At 64.0% G+C, this 18805-nt stretch carries 18 protein-coding genes and 1 pseudogene; 5 read left to right on the plus strand and 14 right to left on the minus strand.

Features of this window, described 5'->3' with window-relative positions; genetic code table 11:
* Positions 1-366: 366 nt before the first annotated feature.
* From rpsN to rpmB, 3 genes are read right to left on the minus strand one after another with little or no spacing between them, the layout of a single operon-like run.
* On the minus strand, positions 367-672 hold the full coding sequence (gene rpsN, locus HNP00_RS19815) for a 30S ribosomal protein S14 (protein WP_028267656.1): 306 nt from the start codon (positions 670-672) through the stop codon (positions 367-369).
* A 2-nt stretch (positions 673-674) separates the two neighbouring features.
* Positions 675-842, minus strand: a complete 168-nt coding sequence (rpmG, locus tag HNP00_RS19820; protein WP_003798558.1) for a 50S ribosomal protein L33 — start codon at positions 840-842, stop codon at positions 675-677.
* Positions 842-1078, minus strand: a complete 237-nt coding sequence (gene rpmB / locus HNP00_RS19825) for a 50S ribosomal protein L28 (protein WP_078107326.1) — start codon at positions 1076-1078, stop codon at positions 842-844. The genes rpmG and rpmB overlap by 1 nt, the downstream gene beginning before the upstream one ends.
* 561 nt (positions 1079-1639) lie before the next feature.
* Here rpmB and HNP00_RS19830 point away from each other — a divergent pair.
* Genes HNP00_RS19830 through HNP00_RS19840 form a run of 3 tightly spaced genes read left to right on the plus strand, consistent with a single transcriptional unit; the run spans position 1640 to position 4456 of the window.
* Complete coding sequence (locus HNP00_RS19830; RefSeq protein WP_260405079.1) at positions 1640-3016, plus strand: ferredoxin reductase family protein; 1377 nt, start codon at positions 1640-1642, stop codon at positions 3014-3016.
* On the plus strand, positions 3013-3603 hold the full coding sequence (locus HNP00_RS19835) for an FMN-binding protein (RefSeq protein ID WP_184741441.1): 591 nt from the start codon (positions 3013-3015) through the stop codon (positions 3601-3603). The genes HNP00_RS19830 and HNP00_RS19835 overlap by 4 nt, the downstream gene beginning before the upstream one ends.
* Positions 3587-4456 (plus strand): FAD:protein FMN transferase, encoded by an 870-nt coding sequence (locus HNP00_RS19840; protein ID WP_311770625.1) that lies wholly within the window; start codon positions 3587-3589, stop codon positions 4454-4456. Before HNP00_RS19835 ends, HNP00_RS19840 begins: the two co-directional genes overlap by 17 nt.
* On the opposite strand, the gene HNP00_RS19845 is transcribed toward HNP00_RS19840, so the two are convergent.
* The gene (locus HNP00_RS19845) at positions 4453-5214 is read right to left on the minus strand and encodes an SGNH/GDSL hydrolase family protein (protein WP_184741442.1); all 762 of its coding nucleotides are present in this window, start codon (positions 5212-5214) and stop codon (positions 4453-4455) included. The genes HNP00_RS19840 and HNP00_RS19845 overlap by 4 nt on opposite strands.
* 93 nt (positions 5215-5307) lie before the next feature.
* Entirely contained in the window at positions 5308-5787 is a 480-nt protein-coding gene (locus tag HNP00_RS19850; RefSeq protein WP_184741443.1) for a MarR family winged helix-turn-helix transcriptional regulator, read from the minus strand.
* 129 nt (positions 5788-5916) lie between these two features.
* Between HNP00_RS19850 and HNP00_RS19855 the strand changes: the two genes are divergently transcribed.
* Complete coding sequence (locus HNP00_RS19855; protein WP_184741444.1) at positions 5917-6549, plus strand: NADPH-dependent F420 reductase; 633 nt, start codon at positions 5917-5919, stop codon at positions 6547-6549.
* Between the two features lie 61 nt (positions 6550-6610).
* The gene (locus HNP00_RS19860) at positions 6611-6895 is read left to right on the plus strand and encodes a YciI family protein (RefSeq protein WP_184741445.1); all 285 of its coding nucleotides are present in this window, start codon (positions 6611-6613) and stop codon (positions 6893-6895) included.
* Between the two features lie 145 nt (positions 6896-7040).
* On the opposite strand, the gene HNP00_RS19865 is transcribed toward HNP00_RS19860, so the two are convergent.
* The 9 genes and pseudogenes from HNP00_RS19865 to HNP00_RS19905 form a co-directional block, all read right to left on the minus strand.
* A complete protein-coding gene (locus HNP00_RS19865; protein ID WP_184741446.1) occupies positions 7041-7859 on the minus strand; it encodes an SGNH/GDSL hydrolase family protein in 819 nt (272 codons plus the stop codon).
* A gap of 149 nt (positions 7860-8008) precedes the next feature.
* Positions 8009-8815, minus strand: a pseudogene (locus HNP00_RS19870) (SGNH/GDSL hydrolase family protein); the annotation flags it as partial.
* Between the two features lie 170 nt (positions 8816-8985).
* Complete coding sequence (locus tag HNP00_RS19875; protein WP_260405080.1) at positions 8986-10125, minus strand: siderophore-interacting protein; 1140 nt, start codon at positions 10123-10125, stop codon at positions 8986-8988.
* Positions 10122-10949 carry an ABC transporter ATP-binding protein gene (locus tag HNP00_RS19880; RefSeq protein WP_184741447.1) on the minus strand — a complete coding sequence of 276 codons (828 nt, stop codon included), beginning with the start codon at positions 10947-10949 and terminating at the stop codon, positions 10122-10124. The genes HNP00_RS19875 and HNP00_RS19880 overlap by 4 nt, the downstream gene beginning before the upstream one ends.
* 1 nt (position 10950) lies before the next feature.
* Positions 10951-12006, minus strand: coding sequence for an iron chelate uptake ABC transporter family permease subunit (locus tag HNP00_RS19885; RefSeq protein WP_184741448.1), 1056 nt, complete (start codon positions 12004-12006; stop codon positions 10951-10953).
* Positions 12003-13100: an iron ABC transporter permease gene (locus HNP00_RS19890; protein ID WP_184741449.1), complete on the minus strand. Its 1098-nt coding sequence runs from the start codon at positions 13098-13100 to the stop codon at positions 12003-12005. Before HNP00_RS19890 ends, HNP00_RS19885 begins: the two co-directional genes overlap by 4 nt.
* Positions 13101-13114: 14 nt before the next feature.
* The gene (locus HNP00_RS19895) at positions 13115-14185 is read right to left on the minus strand and encodes an iron-siderophore ABC transporter substrate-binding protein (RefSeq protein WP_184741450.1); all 1071 of its coding nucleotides are present in this window, start codon (positions 14183-14185) and stop codon (positions 13115-13117) included.
* Positions 14186-14389: 204 nt separating this feature from the next.
* The gene (locus HNP00_RS19900; protein WP_184741451.1) at positions 14390-17839 is read right to left on the minus strand and encodes an ATP-binding protein; all 3450 of its coding nucleotides are present in this window, start codon (positions 17837-17839) and stop codon (positions 14390-14392) included.
* Positions 17836-18747, minus strand: coding sequence for a DUF4194 domain-containing protein (locus HNP00_RS19905; protein WP_311770633.1), 912 nt, complete (start codon positions 18745-18747; stop codon positions 17836-17838). Before HNP00_RS19905 ends, HNP00_RS19900 begins: the two co-directional genes overlap by 4 nt.
* Between the last annotated feature and the right edge of the window lie 58 nt (positions 18748-18805).

Consider the following 18805-nt stretch of genomic DNA (forward strand, 5'->3'; position numbering starts at 1 on the left):
CCCGGCACAACTCCCGAACCCGGGAACCACGCCGGACAAAACACCATCCGGGACCCCCGGAAACCGCACCGGAACACACAAAAGCGAACCAAGAATTGGTTTCCATTTGAAAGGGAGTCTGTCGCAATTTTTCCGCATCAGCGGCGGCGACTCGAACTACTCTACACACCACCAAGACCCCACGCAAATTCACGTGCAGAGGCTCAAGAACCGCGGCAATCCGCGGCGAAACGGACGGTTACGCGCAAAAAGAAGCCGTCGGCGTCGTCGTCCGGCATTGTGTGGTGCACCACTTAAACGGAAGCAACGGTTAAATGCAAGAAGGGCCAGCAACCAAACGGTTGCCGACCCTTCTAGTGCTCTGGATTACCAGGAAGACTTGGTGATGCCCGGAAGCTCACCACGGTGAGCCATGTCGCGGAAGCGAACACGGGAGATACCGAACTTCTGGAAGGTACCGCGCGGGCGGCCGTCGATGATGTCGCGGTTACGCAGACGGATCGGGGAGGCGTTGCGGGGCAGCTTCTGCAGACCGAGGCGAGCCTCTTCGCGTGCTTCGTCAGTCGCGTTGGCGTCAACCAGGGTCTTCTTCAGTTCGAGACGCTTGGCAGCGTAACGCTCAACGATGACCTTGCGCTGCTCGTTGCGAGCAATCTTGGACTTCTTAGCCATGTTTAGCGCTCCTCTCGGAATTCGACGTGCTGGCGGATCTTGGGGTCGTACTTCTTCAGGACCAGACGGTCCGGGTCGTTACGACGGTTCTTGCGGGTTACGTAGGTGTAACCGGTTCCCGCAGTCGACTTCAGCTTGATGATCGGACGTACGTCCTTGTCCTTTGCCACTAGAGCTTCACCCCACGAGCCAGAACTTCGGCGACGACTGCGTCAATGCCGCGAACGTCGATGGTCTTGATGCCCTTGGCCGACAGGGTCAGCGTGACATTACGGCGCAGGGACGGAACCCAGTAGCGCTTCTTCTGAATGTTGGGATCGAACCGCCGCTTGTTGCGACGGTGCGAGTGCGAAATGCTGTGTCCAAAGCCCGGCTCGGCTCCGGTCACCTGGCAGTTTGCTGCCATGACGACTCTCCTAAAAATAAAATGAAACGGCCAGCAGAGTTCCTGCGTGCCGTGCGACAGGCGACGTCCGCAACCAGTCCACACCGTTTTCGGTAGTTCCCGCGGGGCTGGATCCATCGACTGAAATCAGTCAATGATCACCGCTGCGGCGAAGGTAGTGGGTCCCGGACAACAGGCCGGAATACTGGGCGAATACTGGAATGCACGCAACTTGAGCCCCTAACTACCGGCCCGCGGATATCCCGTTGTTGCCAACAGTTGCCGCCAACCGGAGCAATTGCACACGCTCCGCGCCACCTAGCGCCTAATAAGTCTAGGGGCTGGGGCAAATTAAGACCAATCGGGTGTATAAGACCACTCCACAATGTGGCCCGCTCAAATCATAAGCAGCGGCCAGTCCCTTCACAGGAGAACGAAAGGTTGAGAGTTCAATCTTGAGCTATGAAGTCACAACTCCTCGCCTCCCCAGGCCAACGTGTGAGCACGCCCCCGGATCGGCCTCCAGCGCCCACGCGGCGCAATCCCACCATGGGAAGGTTCGCCGCACAGCATCGCCGACGCATGTTCAGGACGGACATGCTCACCGTCGCGCTGTGGGCTTCCCTCGCGGCGGCGTTGGCTTTGTGGCTCGCCGACGGCGGGGTGTCGTCCGTCGGGAATGTCACCCAAGCAGTCACCGCCGTCGGGATCTTGGTGGGGCTTGCCGGCATGGATCTGGTCTTCCTCATGCTTCTGCTCGCGGCGCGATTGCCTTTCGTGGATGGCGCAGTCGGGCATGACAGGGCGCTGAAATTCCATCGGAAGCTGGGGAAACCCGCACTTTATCTCCTACTGGCACACGGACTTCTCCTCGCGATCGGCTATGGGATGGCCGAGGGTTTGGATCCCGTCAGTGAGGCCATTGCGCTTTGGGTCCTGGTACCCGATATGTGGCTGGCGTTCGTATCGATGGCACTGTTCATTGCCGTGGTGGTCACCTCGCTTGTGGCTGTACGGCGCCGCTTTCCCTACGAATTCTGGTATTTCGTCCATCTGCTCACCTATCTGGCGGTAGCTGCGGCTTTGCCGCACCAATTCAGCGTGGGCGGCCTGTTCGCTGAGGGCACCTGGCAACGCTGGTACTGGCTGTTCCTGTGCATCGCCACGGGATCGGCATTGGCTTGGTTCCGTGTGGCCCAGCCCGTGATGGCCACATTCCGTCACCAGCTGACCGTACGCCGCGTGGTGCGCCTTGCGCCGGGCGTCTTCAGTATCGAAATGAGCGGCCTGCGATTGAACGAATTGTCAGGTAGCGGCGGGCGTTTCTTCGTGTGGCGCTTCTTGGCACCCGGCATGTGGTGGCAGGCACACCCGTTCAGTTTGTCGGCGGAACCGCAGGTCGTGACACAGTCCGCCGGGCCGTCGTCGGGCCTCCTGCCACAGCAAGGAAGCTTGCGCATCACCGTCCGGAACCTGGGCAGGGGCTCGGCCCGGTTGGCCTCGCTCAGACCGGGAACCAAAGTGAGCATGGAAGGCCCCTACGGAGTCTTCAGTACTGCAGCCCGAAGCCGGGAACGGGTCGTGATGATCGGGGCCGGAATCGGAATCACGCCTCTCCGGGCGCTTCTGGAATCCACTCCCTTTGCCCCCGGCCAGGCGACCGTCCTGCTGCGCGGCAGCAGCGCAGATGAGCTATTCCTTGGCGACGAGATCCTGGAGCTGTGCAGGAAGCGCGGTGCCACGCTCTTCCATCTCATCGGGCCGCGCTCCGCGAATCCTCAGGGCACGTGGCTGCCTGCCTCGGCTGGCGCCTCGCGGCTGCGGGATTTCGTACCGGATATCACGGAAGCGGATGTCTACATCTGCGGCCCCTCCGCTTGGGCTCGCAACGTCCTGGCCGAGGCAAAAAGCGCAGGCGTGCGGGAGGAACAACTCCACTACGAAAGGTTCGACTGGTGAGACTCAGAGCAGGAATATCAGCGGCGCTGGCGTCGGCAGCGATCCTCTTGGTCGGGTGGCAGGCAGGTGCGCACGTGGCGGACTCCAACGCGTCGGGAGTCACGACGTCCGCCGCGGGCGGCACCGGCACGGGCGGGACCGCAACCGCCGGCGGGACGGCCTCGGATACGGGCTCGACGACGAACGGCACCACCGGGAGCAGCGCTTCGGGATCGTCCTCGGGAACTGGAGTCGGATCCAGTTCCAGCTCAGGCTCCAGTTCCAGTTCGGGCACCGGCGCGAGCGCTAAGGCAGGCGCATCAGCGAAGGCCGGTGGCACCTATGCCGGCCAAGCCGTGGAGACCCGCTTCGGAACAGTACAGGTCCAGGTGACCGTTAAGGCCGGAGTGATCACGGATGTTACTGCCCTGCATCTGACCGACCAGGAACAACGATCGGTCCAGATCAGCAATAGGGCGGCGCCCCTGCTCCGCTCCGAGGTCTTGAGCGCACAGTCGGCGAACGTCCAGACCATCGGCGGTGCCACCGTAACCAGCGATGCGTACTTGACGTCGCTCCAGGCAGCCCTCGATGCAGCCCATTTCTAGCCCTGGCGGACCCCTGCAAAGTGACAACAAGGAACCGCGCCTTCGTTCCCGCATCTTCACGAGCATGGGCACCGTGGTGAGCCTCGCCGTCCCCGCCGCTCCGGCGACGGCTCCCCAAGCCGCGGTGGACGAGCTCGAGGCAGCCACCGCCGTCGTCGAGAAGTTGTTCAACGGGCTGGATCGTACGTTCAGTCTCTACCGTCCCGACTCGGAAGCGAGCGCGGTGGCCCGGGGTGAGTTGGCACTGACGGACGCCTCGGCGGACATGCGCCGGCTGTATGTCGAGGCCTCCGAGTGGCGCACGCTCACGGATGGCGCGTTCACAGCGGAACGGCCAGACGGCGTCGTGGACTTGGCGGGGATTGTCAAGGGACATGCGATGCGGGAAGCCGGAACGTCGTTGCTCGCGCTGGGCCTGAAGGATTGGTGCCTCAACGCGGGTGGGGATGTCTTGGTGGACGGTTCGCCGACGCCAAGCAGTGCGCGGCCGTGGCTGGCGGGGGTTGTCGACCCAGCGGATCGGACGACGCTCCTGACCTCGTTTCCGCTCGGCGGGTACAGTCTCGTCAACGCGGGCAAGCGCGCCCTGGCGACCTCCGGAACCAGCGAACGCGGCCACCACATTTGGTCAGCCGGCTTGCAGGGCGGGCAGGGCGCCGGATTCCTGCAGGTTTCCGTCGCGTCAGCCGACATCGTCACGGCCGACGTCCTGGCCACAGCAATCATGGCCGGCGGCGCCCGGACCCTCGCGCTGGCTACCGCGCGTTGGGACGTGGAGGTGCTCGCTGTGAAGAACGACGGCGGCCTGCTCGCCACGCCGGGATTCCGGAAGCCTGCCGCTCAGAACAGTTAGGGCCGGGTGAGCTGCGGGTACTTCGGGCTCAGGCCGTCGCCGGACGATTTGCCCGTAACGCGTCGGACGACCCAAGGGGCGGCGTGTTCACGGACCCAACGCGCGTTGGCCCGCAAGGCTTCCACCCGCGCAAGCTGAGGTTGCGTGACAGGCGGCGGCACCTCAAGGGAACCTTCGTGCTCCAGGACGGCCAGGACGCGGTTGGCCATGTTGATGTGGCCAGCAGTGGACATGTGCATCCGGTCCTGCGCCCACATGTGCCAGTCGTGGTATTCGCTGAAGCGCCAATAATCCACCAGCAGCGCCCCATGCTCTTCGGCGATTTCGCGCACCAATTCGTTGTAGATAGCGGTGCGTCCGCGCATAGTGCCGAACACCTTTGAACTGCGGGCGTCGAAGCCCGTAAAGAGAAGCAACGTGGCGCCGGTGGCGCTGAGCTTCGCAATGCCGGCTTCGTAGTCCTCCATGAGCCTGTCGATGTCCACCTTCGGGCGGAAAATGTCGTTCGCCCCGGCGTATAGGGTCACCAGCGTCGGTTGAAGCGCGACGGCGGCGTCCACCTGTTCTGCCATGACTTGCCGGAGCTTCTTGCCGCGAATCGCGAGGTTGGCATAGCCGAAATTGTCGTTGCTTCGAGCTAGCTGCTGGGCAACGAGGTCCGCCCATCCCCTGACTCCATTGGGTCGCGAGGGGTCGGCGTCGCCAAGTCCTTCGGTGAACGAGTCTCCCAATGCCACGTACCGGGCAGAAAAATCCATGGCGCCAGTCTTTCATTATTGCAGGGCGGCCGTCACTCGAAGGCGGGCCGTCACTCGAGAGCGGGCACCGTCACTCGCGGCGCGGGCCAAAGCTCAGCGTTCGCGCAGGATCCAGTGATCGTCATCCAGGCGCGCCACGATCTTCTCGCCGATCCGTGCGAGGTCCGCAACGTCGTCGTCGGTCATGGCATCCAACATCAAGGCGCGAACGGCATCCACATGCCCCGGGGCGAGGGACACGATGGTGTCCATGCCGGCGTCCGTCAGGTGCGCCACGGTGACGCGGGCGTCGCCCGGGTGCGCCTCGCGTTCCACCCAGCCACGCCGCTGCAACTTGGTGACTACGTGCGACAACCTCGACAAGGAAGCGCTGGTGCGGGCCGCGAGCTCACTCATCGGAAGGAACCGCCCGTCCGCTTCGGACAGCATGGCGAGCACGTTGTAGTCGAACAGCGACAACTTGCCGGCCGCTTGCAGCTGGGTGTCCAGGGCTGCGGGCAGCAGTGTGTTGATGCTCAGGAGGGCCAGCCAGGCACGGCGTTCGTCGGCATTGAGCCAGCGCGGTTCGGTCATGGATTCATCTTAGAAGGAAATTAATGCTTGACACTTCAACTTAATGCGATTATGGTTTTAGTTGAAGCTTCAAGTAAGTGAATGCGGACCAATCCGCAGGACCATGAGCACTCAAGCAAAGGAACAACAATGGCTGACATCACCATCATCGGCACTGGCAACATGGCATCCGGGATTGCGGCCCGCGCCGCCACCGCAGGCAAGAGCGTCCAGGTCCTCAGCCGCGACGCCGGCTCCGCTGCAGCGCTGGCCGCATCGGTCAACGGAACGTCCGGCATCACTGGCTCACCGGTGGAAGGCAGCATCGTGGTGCTGGCCACTCCGTTCGAGGCCTCCAAGGCCGTCCTTTCGTCCTATGGTTCCGCGCTCAACGGCAAGACGATCGTGGACATCTCCAACCCCGTGAACTTCGAGACGTTCGATTCCCTTACTGTTCCCGCCGGATCGTCGGCCGCCGAAGAACTCCAGGCCTTGGTCCCTGGCGCATCCGTCGTCAAGGCGTTCAACACCGTGTTTGCAGCCACGCTCGCTGACGGCGAAGTGGACGGCCAAACCCTTGACGTGCTGGTGGCGGGCGACGACGCCGAGGCGAGCTCCGCCGTCGTCGACTTCGTCAAAGGCGCCGGGCTACGCCCGGTGAACGTCGGGCCGCTGCGCCGCTCGCGTGAGCTCGAAGCGTTCCAACTGCTCGTCATGACGCTCCAGATCAGCGACGCCCACCCCGACTACAACTGGAACTCTGCAGTCAAGCTGCTGCCGTAGGGCATTGCGGTTTCGGAGGGCGGCCCGTTGTGGCCGCCCTCCGCGTTGTAGGCTGGGCGGCATGTTCGTCGTTTCACTGACATACAAAGTTCCCGACGAGATCGTCGACTTCCACCGCCCCGCACATATGGATTGGGTCAAGGAAGCGTTCGACGCCGGCACTTTCGTTGCGTCTGGACGTCGCGTTCCGGCGGTCGGCGGTGTGCTGTTGTCCAACGTTGACCGTGCAACGCTGGACGCTTCTCTCGCTACGGATCCGTTTTACGTCAACGGGGTGGCCGACTTCGAGATCATCGAATTCTCAGTCACGACGGCTTCGCCAGGGTACGAAAACCTGCTGGACTAGTCTGCTACCGGTTCAGGCTCTGGTTGCGGTTCCGGGGCGTCACGGGGAGCACATTTTTGGTGCCTCACCTCGGCGAGAAGCCCGGAAATTCGCGCCTTCGATGCCCGCCCACCTCGAAAAAGTTGTCAGGCGTGACGCTGACGCCTCAAAGCCGGGCCGGCTCAGGGGACGTTCCCAGGCGCTCCGGCAAGACCACCGGCATCAGGGCCGGCCAGCGGGCGCTCAGGTGATCACCGCTCGAAACTCCCCTGAAACGGCGCGAAAGCCACGGCGCCACATCGCGCCTGAGCCACGCGGCGTCGTCGGCCACTATCTCGGCGCGGGTCCTCGGCTGCAACGGCCCAAGGACCGGTGAGCCCAGCGAATGTGCGGCCCCCAACACTTCCAAGACCTTCTTAGCCATGTATTCGTGCCCGATTCTGGACATGTGCAGCCGGTCCGGAGCCCACATCCGGCGGTCCTGGTACTTTTCGAAGCACCAATGGTCTACCAGGAGCGTTCCGTACGCGGCGGCGATGCGCCGGACGTGCTTGTTGAAAACGGCCGTGCGCAGCTTGAGAGGTTCCAACACCGGTGAGAGCGGCACGTTGTACTCGGTGAAAAGCAGGATTTGAGCGCCGCTCTCCGCGATACGGGCAACCGCTCCTTCGAATCCGCCGATCACAGCGCGCATATCCAGCCGAGCACCGAGGAGATCGTTGCCGCCGGCGTGGAAACTGACCAGCGTGGGAGCCATGTGGAGCGCGGGCTCAAGTTGTTCAGCCACGATCTGCTTGAGCCGGCGGCCGCGAAGGGCCAGGTTGGCGTAGTGGGTGTGCGGCTGGCGCCTGGCCAACTCCTCGGCGACGCGGTCGGCCCAGCCGCGGCAATCGTTGGGAAGGCGAAGGTCGTTGTCGCCGACCCCTTCCGTGAAGGAATCCCCGACGGCGACGAACCGCAGCGGCGTATGCGTAGTCATGGACATGTCCCCCCGTTGTTTTGAGCGTTGCTTTTGTTGTTGCTCTGGGTGTGGCTTCCGGCGGCCGCTTGGCTTCCGGCGGCCGCTTGGTGGGCGGCGGCCGCTTGGTGGGCGGCGGCGACCGCTCGGCGTGAGGCCGCTGCCGCGGCTTTGCGTTCGGCGAGCTTTCGCAGCCCGGCCTTCCGCGGAACCTTCACGGGCTCCGGCCAGCGCGGGCTCAGCGTGTCTCCCAGCGTGACACCGCGGAGCTTTCGGCCGAACAGGGGCAGGACCCAGTCATTCACCCAGCGTCTCTGGCGACGTTCCCAATCGCGCAGCTTGAGCCGCTGCGGCGGTTCCCAATCCTTGGGTGAGAACTTGTGCGGGATGCCGAGGTGGTCCAGGACCTGCGCCGCCATGTATTTGTGCCCGGCCTTGGACATGTGGAGCCGATCCGAGGCCCACATCCTGCGGTCGTGATAGGCGTCAAGGCACCAATAGTCCACCAACACGGCGCCGTGCTTGGCGGCGAGCTCGCGCACCCGTTCGTTGTAGAGGGCATTGCGCTTCTTGAACGGTTCCAGCACGGCCGAAACCTTGACGTCGTACCCCGTGAACAGGACCAATGTGGCTCCCGTGGCTGCGAGCCGAGCTACAAGCTTTTCGTATTCGGCCATGAGTTGGTCCATGTCGGTGCCGAAATCCAGGATGTCGTTACCGCCGGCGTAAAGCGTGATGAGCGTGGGTTCCATGGCCAAGGCCCGGTCCAACTGTTCCTCAACGACATGGCGGAGGCGCTTGCTCCGGACGGCAAGATTGGCATACTCCCAGCCCGGTTGAGCTTTGGCCAGTTTCTCGGCTACGCGGTCGGCCCAGCCCCGGACGCCGTTCGGTAGGGCCTCGTTCCGGTCCCCCACGCCCTCGGTGAAAGAATCGCCCAAGGCGACAAACCGCCGTCGTCCGTTCTGGTCAGCATGAAGCACGTTCCCAGCCACGACGCCAGCGTACCCCCGCCCGGTTGCCCGCCGGCAAAGCCCAGGTTAATTCGACGCTCGCTCACCTATGGCGTCTTTTGGCCGAACGCTCGCTCACCTATGAGGCCGCCCGGCGGAACAAGAGTGCGACAAAAGTGAGCGAGCGTCGCAGGGGCCGGTTAGAGTTCGGCCTTCCCCTTGCGCCAGTAGCCCATGAACGCCACTTGCTTCCGGTCGATTCCTACATCCCTGACAAGATACCGGCGCAGCTCCTTGATGACCCCGGCCTCGCCTGCGATCCAGGCGTAAAACGGCAGTGCGCCGGCGGGAAGGCCCGGGTTGCGGCTCGTTTCGATGACCGCCGTGTCCATGCGCAGCGGGGTTTCCCAGAGGATGTCCTGGTCCACATTGACGTCTTCCGGTTCGGGACCAGCGGCGCCGTCCAGCGAGATGATGCCCACCCAGCCGGGGACGGGAACCGCTCCCCGGACGGCTTCCTTCAGAAACTCGCCATGAGGCCGCGAGCGGCCAATCGCGGCACCCCGCGCGAGCCAGGTGATTTCGATGTCGGCCTCGGTGGCGAGGTCCAGGAAGTCGCCCGCCTCAGGCACTTCGAGGAAGGCATGGCCTGTGATGCCCGCAGGCAAAGACTCCAGAATGGCACTGATGGCCGGCACGGCCGTTTCGTCTCCGGCAAGGAGGACGCGCTGTGCCAAGCCGGGACGCCACTCGATGCCCGAGTAGATTTCGGCAGTGATGCAATGGGCTGCCCGATTGTTGGGGCCGATGATCGTGATCGAATCTCCAGGTTTCGCGGCAAGCGCCCAGTTGGCTGCCGGACCACCCGACCGGAGGGCAGGCGGGGCCCGCTTGTACGACGGCGCCCTGCCGGACTCGCGCGACCCGGCCGCGCCAGCTGCGCCTCCACCGCCCGCCGACCCGCCGCCGTCGTCGAAATGCATCACGAAGTCGACGTCGATCTCCGGGTAGACGGCGTCCAGCCTCTCGTTCCGCACTGTGTAGGTCCGCATCGAACCGCGCACCGCGGGGTCCATGGCCAACCATTCCTGGTACCAACCGGCGTGGCCCATGTTGAAGGCAGGTAGCGGCAACGGGTGGCCGTCCGCGTCGAGCGACGGAATCATGAGCTTGATGCGCAGGTCCAAGGTGTTCCCTGAGACGCCGAACCCGCGCAAGCAATATCCCCCGAAAGTGATGCGACGGAAATTGGGTCCCAAATCCTGCACCGCGGTGACCGTGACGTCGAACGCGAGGGTCATTGGCTCGGTGATGGCGTTCCGCACTGCGTTTGCGTTCATGAGGCGAACTCCAATTCGACACGGTTTGAGGGAGAGACGGTGTGGTGCCGCCCGATCGGAAGAACGAGCGGGGTGCCGGAAAGCGGATCCGGAACCACTCGGGACTCCAGACCGAAAACGTCGCGGACCAGATCCTCGGTGACAACATCTTGCGCAGATCCCTCGGCAACAATTCCCCCGGCCTTCATGGCGATGACGTGGTCGGCGTAGCGCGCCGCCAGATTGAGGTCGTGAAGCACGATTGCCACCGTAGTTCCGCGGCGACGGTTGAGGTCGGTCACCAGATCCAGCACCTCCACTTGGTGTGCCAGGTCAAGGTAGGTGGTGGGCTCGTCGAGGAGCAGGACCTCCGTTTCCTGGGCGAGGGCCATCGCGATCCACACTCTTTGGCGTTGCCCACCGGACAATTCGTCGACGTTCCACTCAGCAAGCTCAAGCGTTGCCGTGGTTTCGAGCGCGCGCTGCACGGCGGCGTCGTCGTCCTCCGTAGCGGTGCGGAAGAATCCTTGGTGCGGATAGCGTCCGCGGCCCACGAGTTCGCGGACGGTGATGCCATCCGGGGCAAGGGGGTGCTGCGGCAAGAGGCCCAGGATGCGGGCGAGTTCCCGGGCCGGACGGCGGTGGATGTCCTTGCCATCCAAGGTGACGACGCCGGCGCTCGGCTTCAACAGCCTGGACAGCCCTCGGAGCAGCGTGGACTTTCCGCAAGCGTTGGCACCGACGATCATGGTCACTTTGCCTTCGGGAATCACCGTCGAGAGTCCTTCAACCACGCGGCGTTGCTCGTATTGGAGCGTCAAATCGTGTGCTCTCAGTTGTGCCATGTCAGGCTTCCTTTCGGTTGGACGTGACCAGCAGCCACAGCAGGAATGGAGCACCAAGGGCCCCGGTGATAACGCCGACCGGCAGTACGGTGCCGCCCAGGACCAAGGGGGCCACGTTGTACGCGAAATAGTCGGCCGCGAGGACAATCAAAGCGCCTATGAACGACGACGCCGGAAGGCTGGGCCGCCCGAGAAACCGCCGCGCAATCGGCCCCGCAAGGAAGGCAACGAAGGCAACCGGCCCGGCAGCCGCCGTCGCAACCGCTGCGAGCGCGACGGCGGTGATCACCAGCCCGAAACGCACAGCGTTGACCCGGATCCCCAGTCCGGCCGCGGCGTCGTCGCCCAGTTCGAGCATGCGCAGTGGTCGGGCGAGGATGGCCAGTGCGGGAACGAGAACTGCGAGGGAAGCGAGGAGTATGCCCACGCGCTCCCAGTTGGCCGAATTCAAGGAACCGTTGAGCCAGATGAGGGCCTCGGAGGCTGTCCGGATATCTGCCCTAGTCATGAGGAAGTTCACCACTGCCCCCAACACGGCGGCGATCCCTACGCCGGCGAGGATGAGCCGGTTGCTTGCCGCGTTTCCGCGCCCGCCAGAGCCCTGCCCGCCCGAACCGCGGCCGCCCGAACCCCGCGAAATGGCGTAAATGAGCAGCGCGACGCCGATTGCTCCAGCCAGCGCAGCCGCCGACACAGCGGCGCCGGACGCGCCGAACACGACGATAGCCAAGACCGCCGCGGCACTGGCTCCGTAGCTGATGCCGATGACGTCGGGGCTCGCGAGGGGGTTGCGGAGCATGGTCTGGAAGAGCCCGCCGGAGAGGCCGAACGCCACGCCGATCAGGATGCCCAACACAGCCCGCGGCAATTTGTTTTCCATGACGATGAAGCTTGCGCCTGGGATCTTCTCGCCGTCCGTCAGATGGGCCATGAGGATCCTGAAGAAATCGGGGATGGTGACGGTATAGCTGCCCAGGAGTACGGTCACCGCAAAGAGAATCACGACGCCGGCGCCCAGGAGTCCGGTCCGCTTCAGCCTGTGCGAGGCGGCGCTCATAGGGAGGCCCCTTTGCCCCGGCGGACGAGCCACACGAAGACGGGAGCACCAACAATGGCTGTCATGATGCCCGCGGGGACCTCGCTGGGAAGCATCACGACTCGGCCAAGCACGTCCGAAGCCAACAACAGCGCCGGCGCGAGAACCATCGAGAACGGCAGGATCCAGCGGTAGTCCGGGCCGGTAAAGAAGCGCACGGCGTGCGGAACCACGAGTCCGACGAAACCGATGGGACCAGCCAACGCCGTGGCCGAGCCACAGAGCAGCACGATCCCGAGCGCGGTGACACCCCTGGCCAGAACCACATTCTGGCCGAGTCCACGGGCAACGTCGTCTCCGAGGGCCAGGCCGTTCAGGATGCGGCCGCTACCCAGGACGATCAACGCCCCAAGCAGCAGGAACGGCAACCCGGTCAACACCACGGACCAGTCGCTGCCGGCGATTCCACCCACCTGCCAGAAGCGGAAACGGTCCAGCGTGTCTTGGCTCGAAACCAAAATGACGTTCATCAGCGAATAGAGCCCCGCGCTCAGGGCCGCTCCCGCCAAAGCGAGCTTCACCGGCGTCGCCCCGCCACGCCCCATGGACGCAATCAGATAGACGACGACGGCGGCCGCCGCGGCACCGACGAAAGCGAACCAAATGTAGCCACTCGCCCCCGAGATACCGAAAAGGTAGATTCCTGCGACCACCGCGAGTGCCGCTCCCGCATTGACGCCCATGATGCCGGGGTCGGCCAGGGGGTTGCGGGAGACTCCCTGCATCGCAGCACCAGCAAGGCCAAGGGCAGACCCTGCCACCAAGCCGAGGACGGTGCGTGGAATGCGGGAGTGAACAACGGCATGGTTGCCGTCGTCCGGGTTGAACCGCGTGAGGGCTTGCCAGACGGTTTCAAGGGACATGCCCCTCGCACCGATCGTGAGCGAGGCGGCGCAGACCAACACAAGCACGACGACGGCAGCCAACAACCACCCACCTTTCCCGCGAACTAGCAGGTGATGCCCCTTGGGAGCGCTTTGACGGTCATGAGCTGCCAATTCGCGCGTGGTTCCGCCGGGGGAAGGTGGGCCAACCGTCGTCGTACTTTGTGTCATGTCAGGCGCATCGCTTACTTGGCGGCCGCGTCGGCACCTTTGGCCAGCTGCGGCAGGAACGTGTCCAATGCCCACGGCAGGCTTAGGGGCGAGGATGCGGAGATCGCCAGGGTGAGGGTGTTGTCAGAGTCGGCAACCAGGGCGCCCTTCTTGATGGCGGGGATCTGGCCCAGCAAGGGGTCATTCTTGATCTGGTCAGTGGTCTTGGAATCCGGAACCCAGGTCACGAAGACGTCCGATGAGAGCTCGTTGGCCTTTTCAGCGGACCAGGGAACGAAGAATTCCTTGGAGCCCTGGCTGGCGTTCTCCACCACCGGAGCAAGCTTCATGCCGATTTCGGAAAGAAAACGCGGCCGGTTGTCGTTGGCTGTGTAGACGTTGACGCCGTCGCCCTTTGCAGGCTCGAGGTTGCCGTAGATGAACGTCTTGCCGGCGAGTTGGGGGAAAGCGGAAACCTTGCTCTTGATGGTGGCCTCGGTGTCCGAGACCAGCTCGGCCGCCTCTGAATTCTTGCCCAAGGCCTTGCCGATGATCGTGGTGGCCTCCTGCCACGGTGTGCCGTACGCGAGTTCGGGTTGCGCCACCACCGGGGCAATTTCGGAGAGCTTCTTGTAGTCGGCTTCGGTCAGGCCGGAATAGGCGGCAAGGATGGCGTCCGGAGCGAGCTTGGCGATCTCCGTGAAGTTGATGCCGTCTGCCTCGGAGAACTGTGCCGGCGCCTTCGCGGTGCCGAAGCCGGCACCCAGCTTCTCAAGCGCGGCGTCCTTCCAAGGAGTAGAACCCTTGCCGTTGTTGCCCCAGGCGTTCTTCGGAACACCGACCGGCACGACGCCGAGAGCCAGGGCAACGTCGTCGTTGACCCATGAGACGGTCACCACGCGCTGCGGTTGCGTCTTGATGGTGGTCTCACCGAAGACGTTCTTGATGGTGACCGGGAACTGACTGCTTGGGGCCGGGGCCGTTGCGGAACTGGCGGTGGTCGATCCGGTCGAGCAACCGGTGAGGGACAGCGCGACGGCGGCAAGGACAGCGGTCGCTGCACCTGTGGTCTTTAGCAGGGTACGGCGTGAGGGGAGGGAAGCCACGGGACTCCTTAGGTAAGTGACGCAAACCTAAGTAAGGCTAGCCTACCCTTTGGAGAATTACGAAACGTTTACTTTGCGTAATTGCCTCGCGTTGGTGAACCCCCGGACGCTCACTCACCTATGAGGGCAAAACCCCGGACGCTCGCTCACGACTAGTGAGCGAGCGTCCGGCGGAAACCGGCCAAAAGTGAGCGAGCGTCTGGGCTAGCGGAGCACGATGTCCACGGGGTTGGCCTCGGAACGCCATGCACCCGGCACGCCCGGGCCTCCGATCACCGGAGCGGTAAGCACGCCGGAGCGGTTGGTCCGCTTGTCGCGCAGGATTTCGGTAACGGAACCGAGGTGCCGGGAAAGGTCGATCACGTTCTCGGGCGCGGCAAGCAACAGCTGGAAGCCGAACTCGTGCAGCGCCTTGATGCCCGCGCCGGCGAACTCCTCCGAGGCCAGGACGAATGCCTCGTCCATCATGACCGTTCCGTAGGTCGTGAAACCCTGCTCGGCGATGCCCAATTGGTAACTCAGGGCCGCGGCCATGATGAACGCCGTGAAGCGCTGCCGCTCACCACCGGACATCGAGCCGGTGTCCGCGTGCATGTACACCTCGGTCTTCTTGCCACCCCGTGGGCCTTGGACGGAGCGGTGCTCCTTGCATTGGATGAAGAGATGCCCGCGGACATCCAGCACCTCGGCTCGCCACCGCCGGTCCTCGGGGGCCTGCGATCCGAGACGCTTGACCAGCGTTTCGAGCGACTTGTAGCGGTTGGTGAGCTCGACGTCGTCGTCCGCCTCGGTGAAGGCACCGGCACCCGAACGCGACGGCCGCGAGTGGCGCGTCTTCAACGCGTTCTGGATGGCGTCCTTGAACTGCTTCGCCGTGGCGGGCAGCGTCTGCTTGATGTCGAGTTCCAGGAAGCTTCCCTCGTGGAAATTGACCTCGGACAGGATGCCGTTGAGGGGCAGGATCCGGCTGGTGATGGCGCGGCGTTCCTCGTCGAGCAAGTGCAACAGCGTGCTGAACGATTCGTGCGTGCGCTGGTTGAAGAACTGCCTGAATTCGGCTTCCTGCGCAGGCAACCCTTCGCTGACGATCTGGTGATAGCGGGACTCGAACTCCCCCGCGGCGCCGATCGAGGTGCCGTGGTCCGCGGAAATGGCGGTGCCCCATTCGCGCACGAATCCTTCGAACATGCGCGTCAGCCGCTCGGCCAACGCCTGCCCCCGCGACTCGGCGGCGTGCAGTTCCGCCAGGAGCTTGCTACGGACTTCGGCAGCCAGGGTGTCGAGTTCGTGAAGCTCCCTCACCTCGCCGAATGCGCTGAAGTACGGTTCGAGGGCAGCAACGGTAGCGCCCGACGGCGGCGCCTGGTCCAGGCGGTTGCGTGCGGCATCAAGGAGTGTGTCAGCCGTGGTCATCTGGTGGTCGAGTGTCTTGTATTCGCTCTGCAAAACCGCCGCCGACCCTGTGGAGGACTGGTGCTTTTCGCGTACGGCCTCGATGTTTGCACGCAAAGGTTCCAGGTCGGCCTGCGCTGACAAGGCATCCTTGAGCCGCTGTTCGATCTTCGCCAGCTCCTCGGCCGCCACTGCTGCAGAGACCTGATCCCAGCCACGTTCGTCGTCGGCGATGCGGCGCAACGCTTCGAGCTGGCGCGTCATGCCTTGGTGGGAATCCTCGCGGTTTTGGGCGAGTTCGGCGGCCTTCAGAAGCTCGTTTTCGAGCTCGCCGACTTTCGCGGCCACGAGCTCCAGCTTGGAAGCATTGTCGAAACCGAGAACGTAGTCCTGGCGGCTCGTGAAGCGGTCATCCTTCTCCACGGTGTGCCTGTTGCGCTTGACCACTCCGCCCAGGCTCAGGCCTTTGTCCAGCTTGGCGAGCTCGTCCGGGTCTTCGACACACGGGAAAGCGAAATCGAGGGCGATCCGCTCGCGGATCCACTGTCCGGCGTTCTCATTGGCACCCAAGGTGAGGATGTTCAACTTCGTCAGCAAATCGCCGTCGGACACGTCCTCCACAGCCAAAGCGCCCCCCGCGAGCGGTTTGGAAACGTCCACGGCCCGCAGCGCGCCGCGCACCGTGTTGTCGTTCAGGTAGCGCGTGACCGCGGCGAAATGCTCGCCCGGAACCAACAGCGTCGTGGCCAGGTTCCGCAGGGCGCGCTCGGCCGCGGGCCGCCACTGTTCCTCCCCCTCGGCGAGGTCTATCAGCTCGCCTCCAAAGGGCATGCGATCCTCGGGAACGCCGGTGGCTGCGGCGATCGCGGCGCGGTTTTCAATGCTCGACGGCGGCAGCAGGGACTTGCGCGTCTTCAGCGAGACGAGCTCCTGTTGGGCTGCCGCGAGTTCACGTTTCTTGGTGGCGTGGCCGTCGAACGCTTCGAACCGGAGTTCCCTGAGCGCTTCGGAATCGTCCTTGAGTTCGGCGGAGCGGCTCGCGGCCTGCTCATGGGCCTGCTCCCAACCCTCAGCTGTCCACTCAAGGTTGAGTCCGGCGTCGGCCAATGCTTGGCGGGCCGCTTCCTCGACCTGTTGGCGGAGCTTGAGGCCGACCCGGGCATTTTCGAGCGACTGCTCGATCGCCGAAATCGCGTTCCCGCCCTGGTTGTTGTAATCCGATTCGAGCTGGCGAAGTTCCTTGGCGAGTGCGTCGCGGACGCCTCGCTCAGCGCTGAGCTCCTTGGCTTTCGCCTGGACAAGGTCCTTGAAGCGGGCCAAGGTCTTGGCATGGACCGTGACCGAGAGCTGCTGCTTGTATGCGTCGAACTCCTCGCCGCTGAGCTCCCGGAGCCGGTTGGCCTCCAGCAACGACTGGGCATATTCCTTGTTCATCCCGGGGACGGGAGCGAGCTGATCGCGCTGCTGGCGGACGTCCTCCAGCCGCTGCCTGATGGACATGAGGTTGCTGAATTCCTCGACGACGTCGTCCGCAGCAGTGAGCGTCGCGGGGGCGTCGAGCACCTGGTCGCGGAAGAACGTGTTGACGCTGCCGCCAAGCCCCTTACCGGCCTGGATCACACGCAAAAGCGGAAGCGCCTGGTCCGAGTTGATGCCAAGAAGCCGGCGGAAACGCTCCGCAAAGGCCTTGTGGACATCGAAGATCTGGGCATCCGGGAAGATGGTCTCCAGCGCGCCCTTGGTGAAGCGCTTCTCCGCGATGCCCTCGATCGCTCCGAGATCCAGAGGCTTGTTGTCAATCACGTAGAACCGGCCGACGCTGGACTCCGTGCCGTTCTTAGGCAGGTCAAAAAGCGCCGAGATAGTGATCTTGGTGCCGGCCGCGTTGTCGAACGTCAGAGCGACGGCGGACCAGGTGGCACCCGGTCGCTGGAAGGCACTCGCCGAGCCCTCGCCCACGGCCTTGTCGCCCACTTTTCCACGCATGTACGTGAACGTGGTCCTCTTGTCCTCCACAGCCCCGCCAGCCCGCTGCGCGGCAGCCTCGTTGGAGCGCGGACGGGCATCGAAGACACGCAGCATGGCATCGAACAACGTCGACTTGCCGACGCCCGAATTGCCTGTCAGCAGCGTGCCGTTGCGGTCCACGTGCATCGTGTGGGCGCCATGGAACGTGCCCCAGTTGACCACCTGGACCAAGGCAAGGCGCATCTGGCCCGGGTTCGTGAGTTCGCCGATCGGAAGCATGGTTGCGATAGTCACTTGGCTGCCTCACTCTCGAGCGAAACCCCATCGGAGCTGTGGTCACCTGTCGCGACGCCACCGGACACATGCTCGGCATGCTCGCTCGTTCCTCGCTTAGACGCATGCTGCCGCATGTCCCCGTCGTCGCCGCGGTCAGTCACCGGGTCGTCGTCTTCCTCGGAGTCGGAGTCAGCGTCGTTGGAGTTGGGGTCGTCGTCCGATCCTGTTAGTTCGATGAGGGGTTCTGTCCCTGATTCGTCGGATGCTACTGCGATCAGTGCTTCGATTTGGGCTGGGATGTCGCCGATATTTTCGAACGGGAGGGCTAGTGGGAGAGCCTTGGAGATCGCGAAGGTGTCCTCGATGCCGGTGGCCAGGAGGAGTTGGCGGGCCAGGAGCTTCGTGACCGTGCGGTTCACGACGTCGGTGTCGCGGAGGGCGTCTTGCTGGCCGGATGGCTGGTAGTGCGCCACGAGTTCGGCGATTTCTTCGCGCGTGATGACGGGGTCGGTCTGGGCCGTGACGTGCCGGTCGAGGAGGAGCCTCAGGCGCAGAAGCACAATGGTTTCCACCCGGCTCAACGCGCGCTGTTGGCGCAGGATGCTTGAGCGAGCGCTGCCTCCGATGGCTTCCGGATCAACAGGCCGGAGCACGGCGATTTTCCGTTCGTGATCCAGCTGCAGGTTCAGGAAAAGCTCGGAAAGCCTGCTGCGGAGAATCACTTGGTTGTCCAGGAGGGTGGTCCAGAGCTTTTCGTCGCGTCCGCCGTCGACATATGGTCCTTTGAGTAGCCGGACGAGGGCCTGGCGGACCTTCATGGGCAGCACGCCGGTATCGCCGGGGAACAGCGCCGCGCCGTCGACGAACGTGTCGCGCGGCGTGACTCGGAACGGATCAGAGTGGACATGTCCATCCGTCGCCCCCACCCAGGGAGCATGTACCTTGCCGGATTCCGCCGTAGAGGGGGCATGTCCATCCTGCGAA

It is taken from the genome of Arthrobacter sp. AZCC_0090, assembly GCF_014207375.1.
Classification (GTDB): Bacteria; Actinomycetota; Actinomycetes; order Actinomycetales; family Micrococcaceae; genus Arthrobacter.